Source organism: Pedobacter punctiformis (genome assembly GCF_027213715.1).
GTDB lineage: Bacteria > Bacteroidota > Bacteroidia > Sphingobacteriales > Sphingobacteriaceae > Pedobacter > Pedobacter punctiformis.
The window spans coordinates 394,750-414,406 of sequence record NZ_JAPWGM010000002.1; the positions used below are offsets into that span (position 1 = coordinate 394,750).

At 36.1% G+C, this 19,657-nt stretch carries 20 protein-coding genes and 1 tRNA gene; 10 read left to right on the forward strand and 11 right to left on the reverse strand.

Annotated features, from left to right (window positions below):
• The first annotated feature begins 5 nt into the window (after positions 1–5).
• Positions 6–995, forward strand: a complete 990-nt coding sequence (locus O0955_RS07590; protein WP_269426944.1) for a YihY/virulence factor BrkB family protein — start codon at positions 6–8, stop codon at positions 993–995.
• A 96-nt stretch (positions 996–1,091) separates the two neighbouring features.
• A tRNA-Ser gene (locus tag O0955_RS07595) sits at positions 1,092–1,176 on the forward strand.
• 250 nt (positions 1,177–1,426) lie between these two features.
• On the opposite strand, the gene O0955_RS07600 is transcribed toward O0955_RS07595, so the two are convergent.
• Together O0955_RS07600 and O0955_RS07605 are read right to left on the reverse strand one after the other, a co-directional pair.
• On the reverse strand, positions 1,427–2,164 hold the full coding sequence (locus O0955_RS07600) for an SDR family oxidoreductase (protein WP_269426945.1): 738 nt from the start codon (positions 2,162–2,164) through the stop codon (positions 1,427–1,429).
• A gap of 71 nt (positions 2,165–2,235) precedes the next feature.
• On the reverse strand, positions 2,236–2,934 hold the full coding sequence (locus O0955_RS07605) for a helix-turn-helix domain-containing protein (RefSeq protein WP_269426946.1): 699 nt from the start codon (positions 2,932–2,934) through the stop codon (positions 2,236–2,238).
• Positions 2,935–3,531: 597 nt separating this feature from the next.
• On the opposite strand from O0955_RS07605, the gene O0955_RS07610 reads away from it, so the two are divergent.
• The 4 genes from O0955_RS07610 (at position 3,532) to O0955_RS07625 (ending at position 6,693) form a co-directional block, all read left to right on the forward strand.
• Positions 3,532–4,440 carry a helix-turn-helix domain-containing protein gene (locus O0955_RS07610; RefSeq protein WP_269426947.1) on the forward strand — a complete coding sequence of 303 codons (909 nt, stop codon included), beginning with the start codon at positions 3,532–3,534 and terminating at the stop codon, positions 4,438–4,440.
• 56 nt (positions 4,441–4,496) lie between these two features.
• Positions 4,497–5,099 carry a short chain dehydrogenase gene (locus O0955_RS07615; RefSeq protein WP_269426948.1) on the forward strand — a complete coding sequence of 201 codons (603 nt, stop codon included), beginning with the start codon at positions 4,497–4,499 and terminating at the stop codon, positions 5,097–5,099.
• 200 nt (positions 5,100–5,299) lie between these two features.
• Positions 5,300–5,878 carry a YciE/YciF ferroxidase family protein gene (locus O0955_RS07620; protein ID WP_269426949.1) on the forward strand — a complete coding sequence of 193 codons (579 nt, stop codon included), beginning with the start codon at positions 5,300–5,302 and terminating at the stop codon, positions 5,876–5,878.
• A 299-nt stretch (positions 5,879–6,177) separates the two neighbouring features.
• A complete protein-coding gene (locus O0955_RS07625) occupies positions 6,178–6,693 on the forward strand; it encodes an RNA polymerase sigma factor (protein WP_269426950.1) in 516 nt (171 codons plus the stop codon).
• 475 nt (positions 6,694–7,168) lie between these two features.
• Here O0955_RS07625 and O0955_RS07630 read toward each other — a convergent pair whose 3' ends face one another.
• A complete protein-coding gene (locus O0955_RS07630) occupies positions 7,169–7,561 on the reverse strand; it encodes a response regulator transcription factor (protein ID WP_269426951.1) in 393 nt (130 codons plus the stop codon).
• 35 nt (positions 7,562–7,596) lie between these two features.
• Complete coding sequence (locus O0955_RS07635) at positions 7,597–8,361, reverse strand: DeoR/GlpR family DNA-binding transcription regulator (RefSeq protein WP_269426952.1); 765 nt, start codon at positions 8,359–8,361, stop codon at positions 7,597–7,599.
• A gap of 161 nt (positions 8,362–8,522) precedes the next feature.
• Here O0955_RS07635 and O0955_RS07640 point away from each other — a divergent pair, with 161 nt between their 5' ends.
• The 4 genes from O0955_RS07640 (at position 8,523) to O0955_RS07655 (ending at position 12,975) form a co-directional block, all read left to right on the forward strand.
• Complete coding sequence (locus O0955_RS07640) at positions 8,523–10,088, forward strand: glycerol-3-phosphate dehydrogenase/oxidase (protein WP_269426953.1); 1,566 nt, start codon at positions 8,523–8,525, stop codon at positions 10,086–10,088.
• Positions 10,089–10,126: 38 nt separating this feature from the next.
• Positions 10,127–11,617 (forward strand): glycerol kinase GlpK, encoded by a 1,491-nt coding sequence (gene glpK / locus O0955_RS07645; RefSeq protein ID WP_269426954.1) that lies wholly within the window; start codon positions 10,127–10,129, stop codon positions 11,615–11,617.
• A 62-nt stretch (positions 11,618–11,679) separates the two neighbouring features.
• On the forward strand, positions 11,680–12,411 hold the full coding sequence (locus tag O0955_RS07650; protein ID WP_269426955.1) for an MIP/aquaporin family protein: 732 nt from the start codon (positions 11,680–11,682) through the stop codon (positions 12,409–12,411).
• Between the two features lie 231 nt (positions 12,412–12,642).
• On the forward strand, positions 12,643–12,975 hold the full coding sequence (locus tag O0955_RS07655; protein WP_269426956.1) for a YegP family protein: 333 nt from the start codon (positions 12,643–12,645) through the stop codon (positions 12,973–12,975).
• A 66-nt stretch (positions 12,976–13,041) separates the two neighbouring features.
• Here the strand turns inward: O0955_RS07655 and rplT are convergent, their stop codons facing one another.
• The 7 genes from rplT to O0955_RS07690 all read right to left on the reverse strand — a co-directional run bounded on the left by rplT (position 13,042) and on the right by O0955_RS07690 (position 19,647).
• Positions 13,042–13,386 carry a 50S ribosomal protein L20 gene (gene rplT, locus O0955_RS07660; protein WP_123206121.1) on the reverse strand — a complete coding sequence of 115 codons (345 nt, stop codon included), beginning with the start codon at positions 13,384–13,386 and terminating at the stop codon, positions 13,042–13,044.
• Positions 13,387–13,461: 75 nt separating this feature from the next.
• Positions 13,462–13,662, reverse strand: coding sequence for a 50S ribosomal protein L35 (gene rpmI / locus O0955_RS07665; protein WP_131537864.1), 201 nt, complete (start codon positions 13,660–13,662; stop codon positions 13,462–13,464).
• A gap of 29 nt (positions 13,663–13,691) precedes the next feature.
• Entirely contained in the window at positions 13,692–14,261 is a 570-nt protein-coding gene (infC, locus tag O0955_RS07670) for a translation initiation factor IF-3 (protein ID WP_131537863.1), read from the reverse strand.
• Positions 14,262–14,277: 16 nt separating this feature from the next.
• Positions 14,278–16,203 (reverse strand): threonine--tRNA ligase, encoded by a 1,926-nt coding sequence (thrS, locus tag O0955_RS07675; RefSeq protein ID WP_269426957.1) that lies wholly within the window; start codon positions 16,201–16,203, stop codon positions 14,278–14,280.
• A 430-nt stretch (positions 16,204–16,633) separates the two neighbouring features.
• Positions 16,634–17,722, reverse strand: coding sequence for an acyltransferase family protein (locus tag O0955_RS07680; protein WP_269426958.1), 1,089 nt, complete (start codon positions 17,720–17,722; stop codon positions 16,634–16,636).
• A 187-nt stretch (positions 17,723–17,909) separates the two neighbouring features.
• Positions 17,910–18,809 (reverse strand): hypothetical protein, encoded by a 900-nt coding sequence (locus O0955_RS07685; RefSeq protein ID WP_269426959.1) that lies wholly within the window; start codon positions 18,807–18,809, stop codon positions 17,910–17,912.
• Between the two features lie 100 nt (positions 18,810–18,909).
• Positions 18,910–19,647 (reverse strand): (Fe-S)-binding protein, encoded by a 738-nt coding sequence (locus tag O0955_RS07690; protein ID WP_269426960.1) that lies wholly within the window; start codon positions 19,645–19,647, stop codon positions 18,910–18,912.
• Positions 19,648–19,657: the final 10 nt, after the last annotated feature.

A 19,657-nucleotide genomic window follows, 5' to 3' on the forward strand; every position in this document is an offset into this window, starting at 1 on the left:
TTTACATGGAATGGTTACACCGGCAATTATTAAGATTTAAGCTCTATTCTAAATTTATCGAATGGACTAAAGTCTGCGTTTTGCCAGGCTTTAGCCCCCTGCCCCTTTATACCGTAGCAACTTTCTTTTTTAGAGAAATAAAAAAAGAGTCACTGGTAAATAAATCATCTTCTCTGGCTTATAGTTTTATGCTGGCCATTTTTCCGGGAATTATCTTTTTATTTACCCTGATTCCATTTATTCCAATCAAGCATTTCCAGGATCAGTTATTAGGTTTAATTGAACTTGTGTTGCCGCATAATGCTTTTGATGCTTTTGAAGCGACTTTAAAAGACATTATCAAAAAGCAAAACAGCCGTTTACTATCTTTTGGTTTTGTTTCTGCCCTATTTTTTGCTACAAATGGCGTTAAAAACTTAATGAAGGCATTTAATAAGTCATCGTTAGTGATTGAAACCCGAAGCTGGTTAAAACAACGTTTAATTGCCTTAATTTTAACAACCGTTATTTGCTTTTCCATCATTATCTGTATTAGTGCAATGGCACTTGGAGAGGTTTTATTAAGGTACATTCAGGACGAGCTTCACATTAAGGATAGTTTGGCCGTGTACGCCATACAATTAACCCGCTGGACCATTTTAGCTGCTTTGTATTTCATGACCATTTCAATTCTTTACAGATACGGCCCTTCACACGCAAAAAAATGGAAACTTTTTAGTGCAGGTTCCTGGCTGGCTACTATTCTTGCTTTTTTAACCATCTGGGGGTTTTCCTTCTACATTAATAATTTCGGTTCTTACAATAAAGTTTATGGCTCGATTGGAACTTTAATTGTCATTATGATCTGGCTTTATTTAAATTCTTTGATCTTATTAATCGGATTTGAGCTTAATGCAAGCGTTGATGTAAGCAAAAGAAGCGTTAAAATTATCCGTCCAAACTTCAATTTATTTAAAAAATCTGCCCGGATTGAGGAGAATTTAAGGAAGGATTAAAATTTTTCTTCCTCTGTGTTAAGCAATTATCAATTTAACATAAAAAAATATAGATCACGGTTTGCAGTTCTGATCGGAATTTGTACTTTTGCCGATGGAAAGCTGGCAGAGTGGTCGAATGCGGCAGTCTTGAAAACTGTTGACTGTAACAGGTCCGGGGGTTCGAATCCCTCGCTTTCCGCAAAAGCCAAATGGCACCATTGACAGACAAATGGTGCCATTTTTATATTTATTCTATAAGTTGCAAATCTTAGCAGTCTATTGAAAAATATAGGTCTTCATTTCTCATGCTTAAATGATTTTAAACGCTTGTTCACAGGATAACAGATTACTGTTTTTGGCTCTTTTTTAATTCGAAAAGAGAACCTCTTAAATATAATTTTTTGATAATTTGTGATTTGATTTATCAGCGCTATGCAATTCACAATTCATTACCAAGGTATTTCTCCCGTTTCGGGATTATTTTCTTCACTAAAGAATTTTCCGGTCGGTCCGTCTTTGTCAATTAAGGCATATTTTACAATTCGCTTTCCGGCATCCTCTATAGATCCAGTTCCTCTATGACCGTTGAAATCGGTTTTTGTAAATCCCGGGCAAACAGCATTTATTTTAAAGTTACTATCCTTTAACTCATACGCCAAAACAACGGTATACATATTCATTGCTGATTTGGAAGAAAGATAAACCGCTGCTTTGTAGTCATAATACTTATATGAAGGATCGCTGTGCAAAGTAATTGAACCTTGACTTGAAGTTACATTTACAATACGGGGGTCAGAAGATTTTTTCAATAAATCAATAAATGCCTGTGTAACCCTTACAACCCCATAAACATTTACATCGTATGCAGCTTTGAACTGGTCTATGGTAGAATCAAGTGCCATCTGTGGATAACCACCAAAAATACCTGCATTATTGATGAGTATGTCCAGCGTTTTTGTTTTCTTACCCATTGTTGTACGGGCATGTTTTACAGATTCATCATCTGTAATATCAAGCTGAATAGCCTCTACATTGCTTAGTCCTTCCGTCTTTAATTTATTCACTGCTGCTATACCGTTTTCTAAACTGCGACTGCCGAGATAAACGTAAATTCCTTTTTGAGCAAGTTGCCGTGCAACTTCAAAGCCAATACTTTTGTTAGCTCCTGTTATTAACGCTGATTTCATTTTTTATTTGTTTAAATTAATGAAGCAAAAGTAGATAGCTGAAAAATAGAGGAGATGGACAAATCAATTTATTATCTTGACGAATCTTGCTGGGCTTCCAAAAAATCACTTACGCTTTTCCCTGTACATTTTTTGAAAAATCTTGAAAAGTAATCAGGATCATTAAACCCCAATTCGTAAGCTAATTCTTTTACAGAAAGAGGAGAATACTGTAATTTTCGCTGTGCTTCAATGATTAACCGGCTAGTGAAAAAATCTTTAGGCGAAACTCCCGAATATTCTTTTACAATTCTATATAAACTGTTTGTGGTTAAAGCCAGTTTTTCGGCTATTGCATTTACAGAAGGCTGCTCTGTAAGATGAGTTTCCACCATTAATTTGAACTCAATGAACTTTGAAAGATTGGTATTTAGAATATTTACAGGTTCTGTATTTTTGAAATAAGCGCTATTTAACTCTGCTAATAGAGTGTTCAGGTAAGCTAATGTTATTTCTATATCGGTAGGATTTTCGTCTATATGAAGGATCTGATTTAAAATTTCAAAAACTTTTCTTACTCTTTCTCTTCTAATAGGATCAAAAATTATAATCTGTGAGTTTAAAGGATTGACCAAAAAAGGAAATTGTTGTGGTAGCAGTGCTAATGTATTTTCATCAAATAATAATTTGAAATATTTAAGATCAGTAGTTTTAGGTGGAGGTACAAATACCTGATTAGGCATTGCAAAAAGCAAATGACCGTTAGTAAGAGTGATATCCTTTAAATCCAAATTGTATGTAATAGAACCGCTCTCAACCAGCATTATAAAATAAGAAGTCAGCCTACGGGGTTGTAAGAGCTTTTGCTGCATATCAGCAGAAAGATAAGGACTGTTGTTCGAGACAATCTTTACACTCAATTTACCTTGCTTTAAATTGTTGGATTTTTCGTTTTGTTCCCGCATATTGTCTGTTCAGATTTAGTAATATGCCTTTTAAAATGTAAGCAAAGAAAAACAGTATTAAAACATATTTTAAAGGCTTTTTATTACGGGGCAAATTTAACTATAATATTTTCAATGAATTCAGCTCTTATATTGAAACCAAAATTTGGATTCATTGATGGCATTTAAAAATAATGATATTAAGTGTTCGACCGTAATCCCTTTCAGTCCGCAAGAGAAATTTTTCTTTGAATATCAATAATTTATAAAAAAACTAACATTAATCGAAAGTCCTTTAAAATTACTTTTTAAAGGACAATCCCATTCAGGCACCTTGTTTAAAATAGCTTATTGTCCTAAATTATAACCCCCAGAAATTTTCGGCACATTTATATACAAGATAAATATACTGTAATCTATACTACCCCGTAAAATCGGGATATTATGTATGAACTCTTATTTTTATTTAAAATTCGGTTACTTTGCATAATGCTATTTCGTTTTCCACCAACGGCTCCGATTATAAATGACCATACCTTTTTATATAGCGAGTCACAAACATTTGCAAAGCTAAAAATCGAATCTAAAGCTGGAAAAAGAACTGTCTTTATGTCTGAACATACTCTTATCTTTGTAATGAGTGGAATAAAGCTTTTGCATTTTTCAAACCAAACCTTAAAAATCACTCCCGATAATGTTTTCCTTTTAAAGAAAGGAATATATGTAATGGCAGAATACATTCAGGAAGGATTGACTTTCGAAGCGCTCATGATATTCCTATCTGAAAACATTTTAAAATCCTTTATATCAAAACCGAATAAATACATGGGCTTAAACAAAAGCGATCCGTGTATAGTCTTTCCAGTCAACCCCCTTATTCAGGATTTCAAAATTCAATTTCGACAATATTTTGAACACCCTTTATTCAATTATGAACAACTAATTCAACTGAAACAGATGGAGATTCTTACTCTTCTGCTTGCTTCAGGTTATAAAGAACAAACATTAGCTTTTATTGATTCTGCAGTTAGCAAGAATCTGCAAGATATGGATTCTGTACTACAGGAATATATGTTACAGCCCATTACCATTGCCGAACTTGCCAACCTCTGCAATAGAAGTCTGGCTACTTTTAAAAGGGATTTTAAAAAGCAATATCATACCTCGCCAAGAGTATATATCAATAAGCACCGGTTACGCCATGCCAGAATGCTGTTGGAGAATACGGATAAACAAATTTCTGAAATATCTACTGATTGTGCCTTTGAAAGCACTTCCTATTTTATTCGAATCTTTAAACAGGAGTTTGGTCTTACCCCTCAAAAAATGAGAGCCAAAATTACCATTGAATGAGCCATTAGAAATATTCTACGGAAACAAACTGCCTTAATTTTGTTAAAAAAACAAATATGAAAATTTTAATAGTAGGCGGTAATGGCACAATAGGAAAAAAGGTAGTTGAAGGATTGTCTAAAAAACATGATCTGATCATTGGTGGGAGAAATACCGGTGATGTTAGTGTTGACATTTCTTCTTCGGCGTCTATTTCTGAACTGTTCAAAAAGATTGGTAAACTGGACAGTATTGTCTGCACCGCAGGAACAGGCTATTACGGCTCTTTTGACGAGATGACACAAGAGCATATAATGCCTGGAATTTATGGAAAATTGCTAGGTCAGATAAATCTGGTTTTGATAGGTAAGAACTTTTTAAATCCTGAAGGGTCAATTACTCTAACAACAGGCATAGCGGCGACTCATCCTGCCCGAAATGGATCTTGTGTTGCAATGATCAATGGGGCGATTAACAGTTTCGTGTTAGCAGCTTCACAGGAGCTCAGGGAAGACAAAAGAATTAATGCAGTAAGCCCTGGTCTGGTAGAAGATAGTAAGGAACGTTATGGTGAATTCTTTCCCGGTTATAACCTTGTATCCATGAGTAAACTGGTAAATGCATATATCTTAAGTATCGAAGGAGCCGTAAACGGAAAAATTCTGAAGGTATACTCTTGAAAAGCATAATCAATGTAAGGATAGGCTCATCTTAGTCTCCATCAAAAATGCTACCTCAAACAGGTAGCATTTTTTGTTTCTGGACATTTCCGTTTATTCAGTTGCTAATCTCCCTATTCCTTCATATAGTAAGAACTAAAAATATTCGAAACCTTTTAAAAAATAGTTGGTTGTACATACAAATCTTAAAATACATCACTATGGCAACTACAACAAAAACAACGAACACAAAAAGTTCAACAGCAAAAAAAACGATCAAACCGAAAAACAAAACAGGTAAAATGGAAGATTCAGAATTCCATAAGTTTTTTGTTGACGAATTGAAAGACATTTACTGGGCAGAGCAACACTTGGTAAAAGCTTTACCAAAAATGAAAAAAGCGGCAACAAGTCCTGAGCTCGCTTCAGCATTTGAGAAACATACAGTAGAAAGTCAAACGCATATTGAAACATTGGAACAAGTTTTTTCATTGCTGGATGAAAAAGCTGCAGCTAAAAAATGTGATGCGATGGCAGGTTTACTGGAAGAAGCAACTGGAATTATAGAAGATACAGAAGCAGGTACGATGATTCGTGATGCCGGTTTAATCTTAGCTGCACAAAAGGTAGAACATTACGAAATTGCAACCTACGGTACTTTAAAAACCTTTGCCGAAAACATGGGACATACGCAGGTGGTTGAATTATTATCACGCACCCTTGAAAATGAAAAGGAAACGGATGTAGCCTTAACGAAAGTTGCTGAAGCCTTTATTAACCAGGAAGCAGCAGCAGAATAGTTAAACCTAATTTAATACAGATGCCCTGAATAATATTCCGGGCATTTTTTGTTTAAGCCTTTTTAGTTTGCCTGAATTTTAAAACACCGGATAAAAACAGTAAAAATGAAAAACTACCTGAAAGCTCCGTATTTATACGTAAAATAAATTCTTAAGCCAAAGTAAAAAAATCAAAAAACTGCTTGGAACACTCAACCAGGTACACTCAGACCATATTTTATCTTTCATTGCTTTCTTTTTAACTCCAAATTGGTATAGGTTTTGTTTTATAAAAAACATCACCCCTAACCTATAATAACATGACTCAAATTGAATTTAACAACATGGTTAATAACCATTCAGCTTCGCTTCGGATGCACGCTTTAAATTTCACAAAAGACATTGAGGATGCAAACGATCTGGTACAGGATACCTTACTCAAAGCGATTCGTTTCTATCAGAATTTTCAGGAAGGAACGAATTTTAAAGGCTGGCTTTTTGTGATTATGAAAAATACTTTCATCAACAATTACCGTAAAATAACGAAGTCTAAATCATTGGTTACACAAGATGAAGAGATATCATCAGCAAACCTGATGTATAGTGCTGAGCAAAACGGATCTGTTGGAAAGTTAATTATAGATGATATTCACACCGCATTAAGCAAATTACCTGAAGCATATAGTGTTCCATTTATCCGGTATTTTGAAGGTTACAAATATCATGAAATTGCAGAAGCGTTGGATATTCCACTCGGCACTGTTAAAACCAGAATTCATATGGCCCGGGAAATGTTAAAGAAATATCTTAAAACCTACGCGAAGGTCAATCAATAATATTTAAAATAAAGATTTGGAAATGGATAGATTGCAGTTTTTGGCTAATGCGGTCCCACTCCCGGTTTCTGTCCCGATGGAAAGATCGGTACATTCATTCAGATTTGGGGTTTAGAAACAGAGTTTCTCTTCTCCACGTCATTGCGAGCCATGAAGCAATCTCAAAGCGTTTGTTTTAAACTAACTACAGTTGCAAAATTGCTTCGTGTCTCGCAATGACGATAGTTTTAAGTATTTTGTACTACCCCATGCTATTTAAATGCAATTGGAAGCAGCATCCCCCGATTTTTCTTCGGGGATATAGCGGAAAGCGGGATTAATATTCAAAAGAAAACCAAGCCTGGCTTTACAAAAAGACTTGATAAAATCATCAAACACTTTCGGCTACTTGTCCTGGTTTGTATCAGAAAGTTCAACGTAATTTACTTATGAAAAAGAAAACCCCGGAGATTAGAAATCTTCGGGGTTTATTATTTTAAACTTTCGATGTTTTACTTTCAGCACTCCGCTTCAGTAAAGTATTAATTCTTATTAAAATATCGTCAATATCAAATGGTTTGCTAATGTAATCATCAGCAAAAGCAGCAGTAGCTTTTTCTTCACTATCATTTTGAGCAGACATTACAATAATCGGGATGTGTTTTGTAAAAATATCTGTTTTTAAATCTTCACATATTTCTGCTCCATTTCCATCTGGCAGCATCACATCCAACAAAAACAAATCAGGCATAGCATCCTGAATATTCATTTTTAATTCTGAAAAAGACGATGAAAGCTGTAATTCAAAACCTTCTTCCTTTAAAAGAATTTCGATTACATTTCTAATTTCCTGATCGTCTTCCAATACGTGTATTCGTGTTTTTCCCATATTCAAATCTAAAGTTAATTTTTGCCTGGTTAAGGTTATACTATAGTTACAGTAACACCTAAAGCTTCCAAATGTTTTACAATCTGATCAGAAATTCCTTTATCGGTTATAATGTGATCGATTTCTTCCAAACCACATATTTTACCAAAGCCACGTTTGCCAAATTTAGTCGAATCTGCCAGCACAATTGTCCTTTGCGACACATCTATCATTTTCCTGTTTAAGTGTGCTTCCATTGCATTGGTTGTGGTTAAACCAAAATCCAAATCTATACCATCAACACCTAAAAAGAATTTATTAAAGTAAAAATCCTGTAAAATCTGCTCGGCATAAGTTCCCATAACCGAAGATGAACTTTTACGCAATAAACCGCCCAGTTGAATTACCTCAATACTGGATTCCCTCATTAATTCTAAGGCTACATTTAAGGCCGAAGTAACAACTGTTAAATTGCTTCCAGGTGTAATATTTTTAGCAAAATACAATACCGTAGTTCCGGAGGCAATTACAATAGAATCATTTTCACTTAGTAAACTGGCAGCAGCAGCCCCTATCCTGTTCTTTTCAATTGATTGCAGCTTTTCTTTCTCATTAACCGGACGATCTACCGTATATGGATTATTTACAGTGGCCCCACCGTGGGTTCTAAATAATAAACTTTTATCCTCAAGCAGTTTTAGATCCTTTCTTATGGTCACAGAAGATACTTTCAATTCCTTACACAGATCAACAACATTGATATATTGATCTTTTTGTAAACGGTTTAATATGAATTGATGTCTTTCAGCTAAATTCATCATAAGCTTTTAATAGTTATATTTTATTGCAAAATAAGTAAATAAAATAGCTACCGAAATACTTTATCTTTTATTTAAAATTATTTAACAAAAATAACACATTATTTCGATCATTATTATTTATACTTGCGTATTGTTTCGTTTTAACAAGAAATAGAAAGCAAATGAAAAGACTACATCACTACCATATAGCAGAACAAACCGAATGGGACTTTATTATTATTGGAGGCGGGGCAACAGGTTTAGGTACGGCGCTTGATGCAACCAGCCGTGGCTTTAAAACTTTACTGGTTGAACAATCAGATTTTGCGAAAGGTACATCCAGCAGAAGCACCAAACTTGTTCATGGTGGTGTACGTTATTTGGCCCAGGGCGATATTGGGCTGGTTAAACATGCGCTTAAAGAACGTGGATTAATGCAACAAAATGCTGGTCATTTAGTTAATAAAGAAGAATTTATCATTCCATGTTACGATTGGTTTTCAGTGGCAAAATACTTAACCGGGCTTACACTTTACGATTGGCTTGCCGGGAAATACAGCTTTGGAAAATCCAAATATCTATCAAAAAAAGAAGTGATTTCTGTGATGCCCGGTATTAAAACGAAAGGATTAAAAGGAGGGATCCGTTATTTTGATGGTAAATTTGATGATGCTCGTTTAGCCGTTAATATTGCACAAACCGCTGTTGAAAACGGAGCAACCTTAATAAACTACATGAAAGTAACGAATCTTTTAAAAGATTCGAAAGGAAACATAACCGGTGTAGAAACTGAAGATACCCTTACCGGAAAAACATTAAAACTAAACGGCAAGGTGGTTATTAATGCTACGGGTGTATTTGTTGATGAGATTTTACAAATGAACAATCCTCAATCTAAAAAAATGGTCCGCCCGAGTCAGGGTGTTCATGTTGTTTTAGATAAAAGCTTTCTAAAAAGTGAGTCAGCACTGATGATTCCTAAAACGTCTGATGGCCGGGTTTTATTTGCGGTGCCCTGGCATAAACATGTACTGGTAGGCACAACAGATACCCCTTTAGATGAGCATAGTTTGGAACCAAGAGCACTAAAAGAAGAAGTAGAATTTATTTTAAATACGGCTTCAGCTTATTTTAATCAGCAGCCAACTGAAAAAGATATTTTAAGTGTATTTTCAGGGTTAAGACCACTGGCTGCTCCTACCAATGCAGGAAGTAACAGTACAAAAGAAATTAGCCGTGATCATAAATTAGTCGTTTCTGCTAAAGGTTTGATTACCATAACCGGAGGCAAATGGACAACCTACAGAAGAATGGCTGAAGAAACAGTAGATTTGGCGATTACGCACGCTGGTTTGGAAACGAAAGCATGTGTAACTAAAACTTTAAAGATTCATGGCAATACCGATACACATGGGGAGAATCATTTAGATATTTACGGATCAGACAGGGCAAAGATTGAAGCACTCGCACTTTCAAATCCAGAATGGAACAAAAAACTTCATCCGGATTTTCCTTACCTCGAAGCAGAAGTAGTTTGGTCTGCAAGGAATGAAATGGCTGAAACTGTAGAAGATATTTTGAGCAGAAGATTGCGAATTTTATTTATTGATGCACATGCTGCAAAAGCAATGGCCCCAAAAGTTGCCTCGCTTCTGGCCAAAGAATTAACAGCAGACGAAAGCTGGATTGAAAATCAAATTTCTACCTTTAATGCATTAGCCGATGGCTACTTATATAAAGCAAATTAAAACCGAATAAAAACGATAACCTAACTAAATAATTTATTATGAGTAAGTATATCCTGTCTCTCGATCAGGGAACCACAAGTTCGAGGGCCATAATTTTTAACCATGATGGCGAAATTGTTGCCATCGCTCAAAAAGAGTTTAAGCAAATATATCCTCAGGCTGGCTGGGTTGAACACGATCCACTTGAAATCTGGTCTACACAACTTTCTGTTGCCACTGAAGTAATTGTAAAGGCTGATCTCACTGCGAAAGACATAAACTCCATAGGCATTACCAACCAAAGGGAAACGACTGTGGTTTGGGATAAAAAGACCGGAGTTCCTATTCATAATGCAATTGTTTGGCAAGACCGCCGGACATCGGATTATTGTGATGAAATCAGAAGCCAGGGTTTAGCAAAAAAAATCCAGGATAAAACCGGGTTAATTATTGATTCTTATTTTTCTGCTACAAAAGTAAAGTGGATTTTAGATAATGTTGAAGGTGCCAGGGCAAGAGCTGAGGCTGGAGAATTGGCTTTTGGAACAATAGACAGTTGGTTAATCTGGAAATTGACAGATGGAAGAGCACACGTTACCGATGTAAGTAATGCTTCCAGAACGATGATTTACAATATTCATACGCTAAACTGGGATAAAGAATTATTAGAGCTCTTTAACATTCCGGAGCAAATGTTACCTGAAGTTAAATCGTCAAGTGAGGTTTATGCAGAAACTACCGGAAACATATTGGCTGCAAAGATTCCAATTGCAGGCATCGCCGGAGATCAGCAATCTGCATTATTCGGACAAATGTGTACAGAACCCGGGATGGTTAAAAACACCTATGGTACTGGTTGTTTTATGTTAATGAATATTGGAAAAGACCCTAAAATAGCGGCAGGTAATCTTTTAACTACTATTGCCTGGAAAATTAAGGGTGAAGTATTTTACGCACTTGAAGGCAGTATTTTTATTGGTGGTGCTGTAGTACAGTGGCTTAGAGATGAAATGGGTTTCATTTCCAGATCTGCTGATGTAGAAACCCTTGCTGAAAGAGTGCCAGATACCCAGGGCGTATATGTAGTTCCTGCTTTTGCGGGTTTAGGTGCACCACACTGGGATCAACATGCCCGTGGAACCATTACAGGGCTTACCAGAGGTACAAATAAATCGCATATTGCCCGAGCTGCTTTGGAAAGTATTGCCTATCAAACCATGGATGTTTTAAAAACAATGGAAGTGGTATCAGGTGTAAACATCGCCGAACTTAGGGTTGATGGTGGCGTAACCGCAAATAACCTTTTAATGCAATTCCAGGCTGATTTACTAAATTGTAAAGTAATAAGACCAGAGGTTACTGAAGTTACGGCAATTGGCGCAGCTTACCTTTCAGGTTTGGCAACTGGTTTTTGGGACAGCGTTGATCAAATCCGTTCTCAATGGAAAGTAAATAAAACTTTTGTTGCTGCAGAGGGCATAGACAATACCGAAAGAATAAAAGGCTGGAACAGGGCTGTAAAAGCAGCCAGAGTAAATGCTGAAGATTAATTAAAATAAAATAACTTAGCTCCGGGTAAAATAAACCCGGAGATTTTAACCAAATATTTATTATGTCAGATTTTGTTGCAGAATTTATCGGCACCGCACTATTAATTTTGTTAGGAAATGGTGTTGTAGCCAATGTTGTACTAAAGGGTACAAAAGGAAATAATAGCGGATGGATTGTAATTACAACCGCCTGGGCTTTAGCTGTTTTTGTTGGGGTTGTAATTGCGGCTCCATACAGCGGCGCTCATTTAAACCCGGTAGTAACGCTGGCACTGGCCATCACTCAAAAATTTGCCTGGGTTAAGGTACCCTACTACATCTTGGCCCAACTACTGGGCGCAATGGTAGGTTCATTTCTGGTTTGGGTTATGTATAAAGATCATTTTGACGCAACAGACGATCAGGGTCTAAAAGCTGCTCCTTTTGCTACAGCACCTGCCATACGAAATCTTAAATCAAATCTTTTCTCTGAAATTATTGGAACATTTGTTTTAATTTTTGTGATTTTCTATTTCACGAATGCAGAAATGGGTACGGCAAAAACACCAATTGGATTAGGTTCTCTTGGCGCTATTCCGGTTGCATTTTTAGTTTGGGTAATTGGCTTGGCACTTGGAGGAACAACCGGTTATGCCATTAACCCTGCGAGAGATTTAGGCCCCCGTATCGTTCATAGTTTAATTCCGATGAAAGGCAAAGGAAGCAGTGACTGGTCTTATGCCTGGGTTCCTGTTATAGGCCCGGTTATTGGAGCTTCATTAGCCGCACTCTTATATATTGCACTAAACCCTTAATTTACAGATAAACAAACTATAAAAATCTCTGTCAGTATATCCGGCAGAGATTTTTATACGTTTTAAATAATTTCCAGATTACCTAATAATTTAAACGGGTTATAACAATCAACTATTCTTTGCGTTATTTTGTTAATTCAATTTTAAATTTTATTTTAGATTAAGTCCCTATATATATTCATCCAAATAAATAGAGTTATAAACATTAATAATTCAACTAAATTTAATACTATGGGAAAATTTGTAATTACAAAAAGAAAAAACGGTGAATTTCAATTCAATTTAAATGCTGGTAATGGTCAGGTTATTTTAACCAGCGAAGGGTATGTTGCAAAAGCAAGTTGCGAAAATGGAATAGAATCTGTTAGAAAAAATTCGCAGGATGATTCAAAATTTGACAAGAAATCATCCACAAACGGAAAAGCTTATTTTAATTTAAAGGCTACAAACGGACAAATTATAGGGTCGAGCCAAATGTATGAAAGTGAGGCATCACGTGATAATGGCATTGCATCGGTAAAAAACAATGCTCCGGATGCAACAGTGGATGATCAAACAGTTTAAATAAAACATAAAAAGGGAACCAGATTGGTTCCCTTTTCAATATCATGATCGCCTGAGCGAAAATATCTATTTTACTGCATCAATAACAGCTTTGAAAGCCTCAGGATGATTCATTGCTAAATCAGCTAATACTTTACGGTTTAAACCGATTTCTTTTGAAGCTAGTTTACCGATTAATTGAGAGTAAGAAATACCGTGCTGACGGGCACCTGCATTAATACGTTGGATCCATAATCCGCGGAATTCTCTTTTCTTAACTTTACGGTCACGGTATGCATATTGCAAACCTTTTTCTACTGTGTTTTTAGCAACAGTATAAACCTTACTTCTTGCTCCCCAATAGCCTTTGGCCATATTAAGGATTTTCTTTCTTCTTCTTCTCGAAGCTACTGCGTTTACCGAACGTGGCATGTTGTTGTTGTTTTTTGGCAAGCGGCGTTCCGTTTATCGGAAACTTAAAGCCTGATACCTGGTGAAATTAATAAATTACTTTCCGATGCAAAGCATACGTTTAACGTTTCCTGAATCAGCGTCTGAAACTAGACTTGCTTGACCTAGTGCACGTTTACGTTTAGTACTCATCTTGGTTAAGATGTGACTTTTGTATGCGTTGTTTCTTTTGATTTTACCTGTTCCAGTAAGCGAAAAACGCTTTTTAGCACTGGAATTGGTTTTCATTTTTGGCATAACCTGTTTTTTAATTTATAAACCTATTTTTATTTTTTTGCTACTTTAGGCGCAACTGTCAGAAACATACGTTTACCTTCTAATTTAGGTAATAACTCTACTTTTCCAACATCTTCCAAAGCCTGGGCAAATTTTAATAATAAAATTTCTCCCTGCTCTTTGTAAACAATTGCTCTACCTTTAAAATGTACATAAGCTCTAACTTTCTCACCGTTCTCTAAAAAGCTTACTGCGTGTTTTAATTTAAATTGAAAATCGTGATCGTTCGTGTTAGGACCAAAACGAATTTCTTTAATAACCGTTTGCTTAGCATTAGATTTGATCTCTTTCTGCTTTTTCTTTTGCTCGTAAACAAACTTGCTGTAATCAATAATCCTACAAACCGGTGGCACTGCATTTGGAGAAATTTCTACCAAATCCAATTCCAACTCATCAGCAAGTGACAAAGCTTTTGCCAAAGGATAAATCCCCGGTTCAACATTATCGCCAGCTAAACGCACTTCAGGCGATTTAATAAACTGATTAATGTTATGCTCTGCTTCTTTTTTCTTAAAAGGTGGACGTGGTCCCCTGTTAAATCCTGGTCTTCCTAATGCCAAATTTGTACTATTTTAATTAAACTGTTATTTCTTTTATTAATAAATTATTGAACTCTTCTAAAGTCATTTCGCCTAAATCTCCCACTCCATGTTTACGTACCGAAGCTTTACCTTCAGCCATTTCTTTCTCACCAATGATGAGCATATAAGGGATTTTTTTAACCTCCGCATCGCGGATTTTGCGACCGATTTTCTCATCACGAAAGTCAATCAGCCCGCGAATATCGGAATTATTTAGTTCATCTAAAACTTTTTTTGCATATTCTTCATACTTTTCTGAAATAGGAAGGATTATAAACTGCTCCGGACTTAACCATAATGGGAAGTTTCCGGCACAATGTTCAATCAAAACAGCAACAAATCTTTCTAATGAACCAAAGGGTGCACGGTGAATCATTACTGGTCTGTGCTTCTGGTTATCGCTACCTGTATATTCCAGTTCGAAACGCTCAGGCAAATTATAATCTACCTGAATGGTACCCAACTGCCACTTTCTACCCAATGCATCTTTAACCATAAAATCAAGCTTCGGACCATAAAAAGCAGCTTCTCCATATTCTATTACGGTATTCAATTCTTTTTCAGCAGCAGCTTCTATAATTGCATCTTCAGCCAGTTTCCAATTTTCATCGGTACCAATATATTTTGTTTTATTTTCAGGATCGCGTAAGGAAACCTGTGCAGTATAATCCTCAAACCCTAATGATTTGAAAACATATAAAACAAGATCGATTACTTTTTTAAATTCTTCTTTTACCTGATCCGGGCGACAAAATAAATGCGCATCATCCTGAGTAAAACCACGTACGCGGGTTAAACCATGCAATTCTCCACTTTGTTCGTAACGGTAAACAGTACCAAACTCTGCAAAACGAACCGGTAAATCTTTGTAAGAACGTGGTTTAAACTTATACATTTCGCAGTGGTGCGGGCAGTTCATCGGCTTTAACAAAAACTCCTCTCCTTCTTGTGGAGTTCTTATTGGCTGAAAACTATCTTTACCATATTTTTCGTAGTGACCAGAAGTTACATATAAATTTTTATGTCCGATATGTGGCGTAACCACTTGCTCGTAACCATGTTTTGCCTGTGCTTTAGCTAAAAATTGAACTAAACGTTCACGCAAAGCAGTTCCTTTTGGCAACCACATTGGTAAACCCATGCCTACCTTTTCAGAAAACATAAACAATTCCAGTTCTTTCCCTAATTTACGGTGATCGCGTTTTTTAGCTTCTTCAATCATTAAAAGATATTCGGTAAGCTCGCTTGCCTTAGGAAAAGTTACTCCATAAATACGGGTTAGCTGTTTTTTAGTTTCATCACCACGCCAGTAAGCACCAGCAACGTTCATTAACTTAACCGCTTTTACAAAACCCGTATTCGGAATGTGCGGACCGCGACATAAATCAGTGAAAGAACCTTGAGTATAGAAAGTTATCTTTCCATCTTCAAGTCCTTCAATTAAGTCCAGTTTGTATTCATCACCTTTTTCGGTGAAATATTTAATTGCATCGGCTTTGCTTACACTTTCGCGAACAAAAGTTTCTTTTTGCTTGGCCAACTCAACCATTTTTGTTTCAATAGCTTTGAAATCGTCAGAAGAAAATTCCCTGTCGCCAAAATCTACATCGTAGTAAAAACCAGTTTCAATAGCCGGACCAATTCCAAATTTAGTTCCCGGATAAAGTGCTTCTAAAGCTTCGGCCATTAAGTGGGCTGATGAATGCCAAAAAGTAGATTTTCCGGCAGCATCGTTCCAGGTTAATAATTTTACGGATGAATCAGACTCAATTGGTCTGCTCGAATCCCAAACTTCGCCATTAACTTCTGCAGCTAAAACGTTGCGGGCTAATCCTTCAGAAATAGATAATGCAATTTGATGGGCAGATGTGCCCTTTTCGTACTGACGTACTGAGCCGTCAGGTAAAGTAATGTTAATCATCTACAACTATGATTTAAATTTTAAAATAAATAATTAATTAAAAAATCACCTACTACGTGATTTTATTTGCTGCAAAAGTATGGATTTCATAACGGATTACCAAGTTTTGGCTGTAAATCAATCTTAAAATCCATCATTTTATAATGCAGTGTAGCACATTTAAATAACAACAGCCCTCCTCCTGTTCCTATAAGATGAAAACTGAAACATCTCGCTCAGAATACAGGTTTAGAAACGATGTTATCAGTTAATAACGTCATTGCGGGGTAAGAAGCAATCTGGCAATGACGATGGTTTTAAGTATTTTGTACTATCCGGCGTTATTTAAACCTGATTGAAGCATCATCTCCCGATTTTTCATCGGGGATACAGCGGAAAGCAGGAACAATTTTCATAAACAGCACAGGATTTGCTTTCCAAAAACAAAAGCCTAGGCTTTGATCATCTTTGTTTTTAAATACTTTCGCAATGGTACATCAATAAACTTCATAACCAGATAAGCCACAACAATTAAAAGGATTACGGAAACCGGAATTATAACCTCCAGTAATGACATTTTAGGTTTAACTACTGCAACATAAGTTAAAAATATCCACACGAAAGGATAATGCGTCATGTAAAGCGGGTAGGAAATTTCGCCTGACAGTTTACATATCTTTTTGAATGAAGTAGTAAGTGTAGCACCTGCGCCCAAAGCAACCAGAAGTGGAAAATAAAACAACACCATTATTGATTCTGTTAACCAGTTCCATTGATCAGAAAAAGGCACTAAAAAGGCAAGAACTAACAAAATGCTGACCCCTATAAATCCTAATTTATTTTTGATGATCCAGTTAGAGCGATAAACCAGCATGCCTGCTAAAAAGGAATAGAAAACCCTGGCACCACCATCCCAAAAATTTGGCCCGCCCCAACCGCCACTTAAATTAGTGGAATGAACAGCAACATAACAGATTAATACTGCTGCAACTACCGTTAATACAATCAGTATTTTCTTATTGAGTTTATACAGGATAAAAATGTAAAAAATGTTGGCTATATATTCCCAAAATAATGACCAGCTGGGTGCATTTAAGCAAAAAAGGTTTAGGTAACGCTCAGGCATAACCGGATAGGGAATTAAAAAGGCAGAGGCTAAGAACATCATCAGTGTTTTACCAAGACCATAAACAGTATAAAAGTCACTGTAAGGATCGAAAAGAAAGGTTAATAAGCCAAGCACTGAACCAATAACAACCAGCGGATGCAAACGAATGAGCCTTAGTTTAAAAAACTGCATAACACCTATCCCTTCTGCCCGGTTATCGTAAGCGTATGCAATTACAAAGCCTGATAAACAAAAAAAGAAATCGACGGCCAGATAACCGTGTGCAATAAAATTTTTGCTGTAATCGGTAATTGCAATTTCCATAAAATGAAAAATTACAACGGCTATGGCTGCAACACCTCTTAATCCATCTAAAATTTCAAAATGTTGTTTCGTCTTTAATAAATCTACGTTAGTTTCTTTCGTAATCACGCTTGGTTAGGGTTAAAATCTGATCCCAATAATAACCATTTTAGAATAATGGACAAAAATCTGAATGTACCATTGATCTTACATTTAAATTGTTTGGATGAATGGCTACCATGTTTTATTTATACCTGAAAAATAAAAAAGCCTGCTCAATTAAAATTGAGCAGGCTTATAGTTGCTTATGAAACAATTAGTTAACCATAATTGTTCTTACTTGACCTGCACCACCCTGTCTTCCATTTCCCCTAAAACGTTTCATCATATTATCCATTTTAGTTTTGTATTCTTCCTGGGTAATTAGTTTTGCTTTTTTCGGCGCAGTAACGTCTTTTGCACTCACGCCCCGGTATTCAATGCTTTTCGCAATGGTATTGTTTCCCCTGCTTTCGATTGCCAGAACTGTTCCTTCTGTCCACATATTTGGATTAGGCGAAAAGTTAAATCCTAAGTCATTTGTGTACCAAATGTGTGTTTCTTCGGTAACTTCTTTATCCATATCCAGAATTTTAACGGTCCTGGTTGATTTAACAATCACTTCTTTACAGTCAAAACCAATAATTTTTTTAGTTGCATCTGTTTTTACCACTTCAATTTTAGGCGGAGCCACGGGTTTTGCTTTTGTTGTATCATTTGGATTTCCGCCACCCATTCTCAATGAACCTATCGGACCTGACGTTGATAGAGTCAATTTACCAGGCATATAATACGTAGTATCATTTAAATCAAATACTTCCGTTAATTTTTGATCCGCGAAAGTATAATAATATTCTCTGTTACCACCAGCCCCACCAAAACGCATCATCATACGGCCCATACCGCCACCACCACCGCCTGCACCATTGCTATCTTCAGTTTCTTCAACAGGCATATAACTTGCGTTAGTTGCGGTAAATAAGAGTTCGAAATTATTTTTACTGCTGGAAGGCATGCGGGCTGCCATTTGCTCAGGGATTTTAATGCCACTTGCCGCTGCCATTGCTGCCGGATCTACAGTAGCTTCAAATTGTATAGCTCCTGAAGTTTTCTTTTGCGCATTTGCAATAAATACGAATGAGAAAACACCAAAAAGAGCAAAAATTACTTTTTTCATTTTTATGAGATTTTGTTTTGTTGTTTGATTCAGGAATATTGAAATGGTTTAAACAAAAATACTATTGTTTTAATATTCAGGCTGTTAAAATTTGTTAAAACTAATATTCGGTGCTTTCTAACCAGCCATTGGTTAACACATCAGCGATGTGCATGGTTTTAATTGGTAAATTATTTTGATCAATATAACCCTGAAGATGTAAAAGGCAAGATAAATCTGTTGAAATAATATAATCGGCTTTTTGTGCCAAAGCATGGTTAACCTTTTGTTCGGCCATTGCTGAAGAAATTGCATTGAATTTAACTGCAAAAGTACCACCGAAACCACAGCACATATCAGTATCTTCCATTTCAATCATTTCCAAACCGTGTACCTTTGATAAAAGCAAACGTGGTTCATCTTTAATTTTGCATTCGCGTAAAGCACTGCAGGAATCATGGTAAACAGCTTTCCCCTCTAACTCAGCTCCAAAATAATCTTTCTTTGCGATGTTAACCAGAAAATCAGACAGTTCGAAAATATTAGATTGAAGGCTTCTGCATTTATTATGGACAATGGTATTGGTAAACAAATCGTTATAACCGTTCTTAATCATGCCTACACAAGATGCTGAGGGGGCTACAACATAGGTGTTTTCTGTAAAATCATTTAAAAATTTAGTTCCCACCTCTTTGGCTTCGTCCCAGTAGCCTGCATTGTACGCAGGCTGTCCGCAACACGTTTGCTTTGAATTGTATTCCACCTTACATCCAGATTTTTCTAATAATTTTAACGTATTAAAAGCGGTTTCGGGATATAATTGGTCTACAAAACAGGGAACAAATAATTCTACTTTCATCAACAAAAAT

Bases quoted from the DNA above. Each gene is read 5' to 3' on its own strand.
- O0955_RS07590 (WP_269426944.1), top strand. From the start codon at position 6: ATGGAATGGTTACACCGGCAATTATTAAGATTTAAGCTCTATTCTAAA.
- O0955_RS07600 (WP_269426945.1), bottom strand. From the start codon at position 2,164: ATGAAATCAGCGTTAATAACAGGAGCTAACAAAAGTATTGGCTTTGAA.
- O0955_RS07610 (WP_269426947.1), top strand. From the start codon at position 3,532: ATGTATGAACTCTTATTTTTATTTAAAATTCGGTTACTTTGCATAATG.
- O0955_RS07615 (WP_269426948.1), top strand. From the start codon at position 4,497: ATGAAAATTTTAATAGTAGGCGGTAATGGCACAATAGGAAAAAAGGTA.
- O0955_RS07620 (WP_269426949.1), top strand. From the start codon at position 5,300: ATGGCAACTACAACAAAAACAACGAACACAAAAAGTTCAACAGCAAAA.
- O0955_RS07625 (WP_269426950.1), top strand. From the start codon at position 6,178: ATGACTCAAATTGAATTTAACAACATGGTTAATAACCATTCAGCTTCG.
- O0955_RS07630 (WP_269426951.1), bottom strand. From the start codon at position 7,561: ATGGGAAAAACACGAATACACGTATTGGAAGACGATCAGGAAATTAGA.
- O0955_RS07635 (WP_269426952.1), bottom strand. From the start codon at position 8,361: ATGATGAATTTAGCTGAAAGACATCAATTCATATTAAACCGTTTACAA.
- O0955_RS07640 (WP_269426953.1), top strand. From the start codon at position 8,523: ATGAAAAGACTACATCACTACCATATAGCAGAACAAACCGAATGGGAC.
- glpK (WP_269426954.1), top strand. From the start codon at position 10,127: ATGAGTAAGTATATCCTGTCTCTCGATCAGGGAACCACAAGTTCGAGG.
- O0955_RS07650 (WP_269426955.1), top strand. From the start codon at position 11,680: ATGTCAGATTTTGTTGCAGAATTTATCGGCACCGCACTATTAATTTTG.
- O0955_RS07655 (WP_269426956.1), top strand. From the start codon at position 12,643: ATGGGAAAATTTGTAATTACAAAAAGAAAAAACGGTGAATTTCAATTC.
- rplT (WP_123206121.1), bottom strand. From the start codon at position 13,386: ATGCCACGTTCGGTAAACGCAGTAGCTTCGAGAAGAAGAAGAAAGAAA.
- rpmI (WP_131537864.1), bottom strand. From the start codon at position 13,662: ATGCCAAAAATGAAAACCAATTCCAGTGCTAAAAAGCGTTTTTCGCTT.
- thrS (WP_269426957.1), bottom strand. From the start codon at position 16,203: ATGATTAACATTACTTTACCTGACGGCTCAGTACGTCAGTACGAAAAG.
- O0955_RS07685 (WP_269426959.1), bottom strand. From the start codon at position 18,809: ATGAAAAAAGTAATTTTTGCTCTTTTTGGTGTTTTCTCATTCGTATTT.
- O0955_RS07690 (WP_269426960.1), bottom strand. From the start codon at position 19,647: ATGAAAGTAGAATTATTTGTTCCCTGTTTTGTAGACCAATTATATCCC.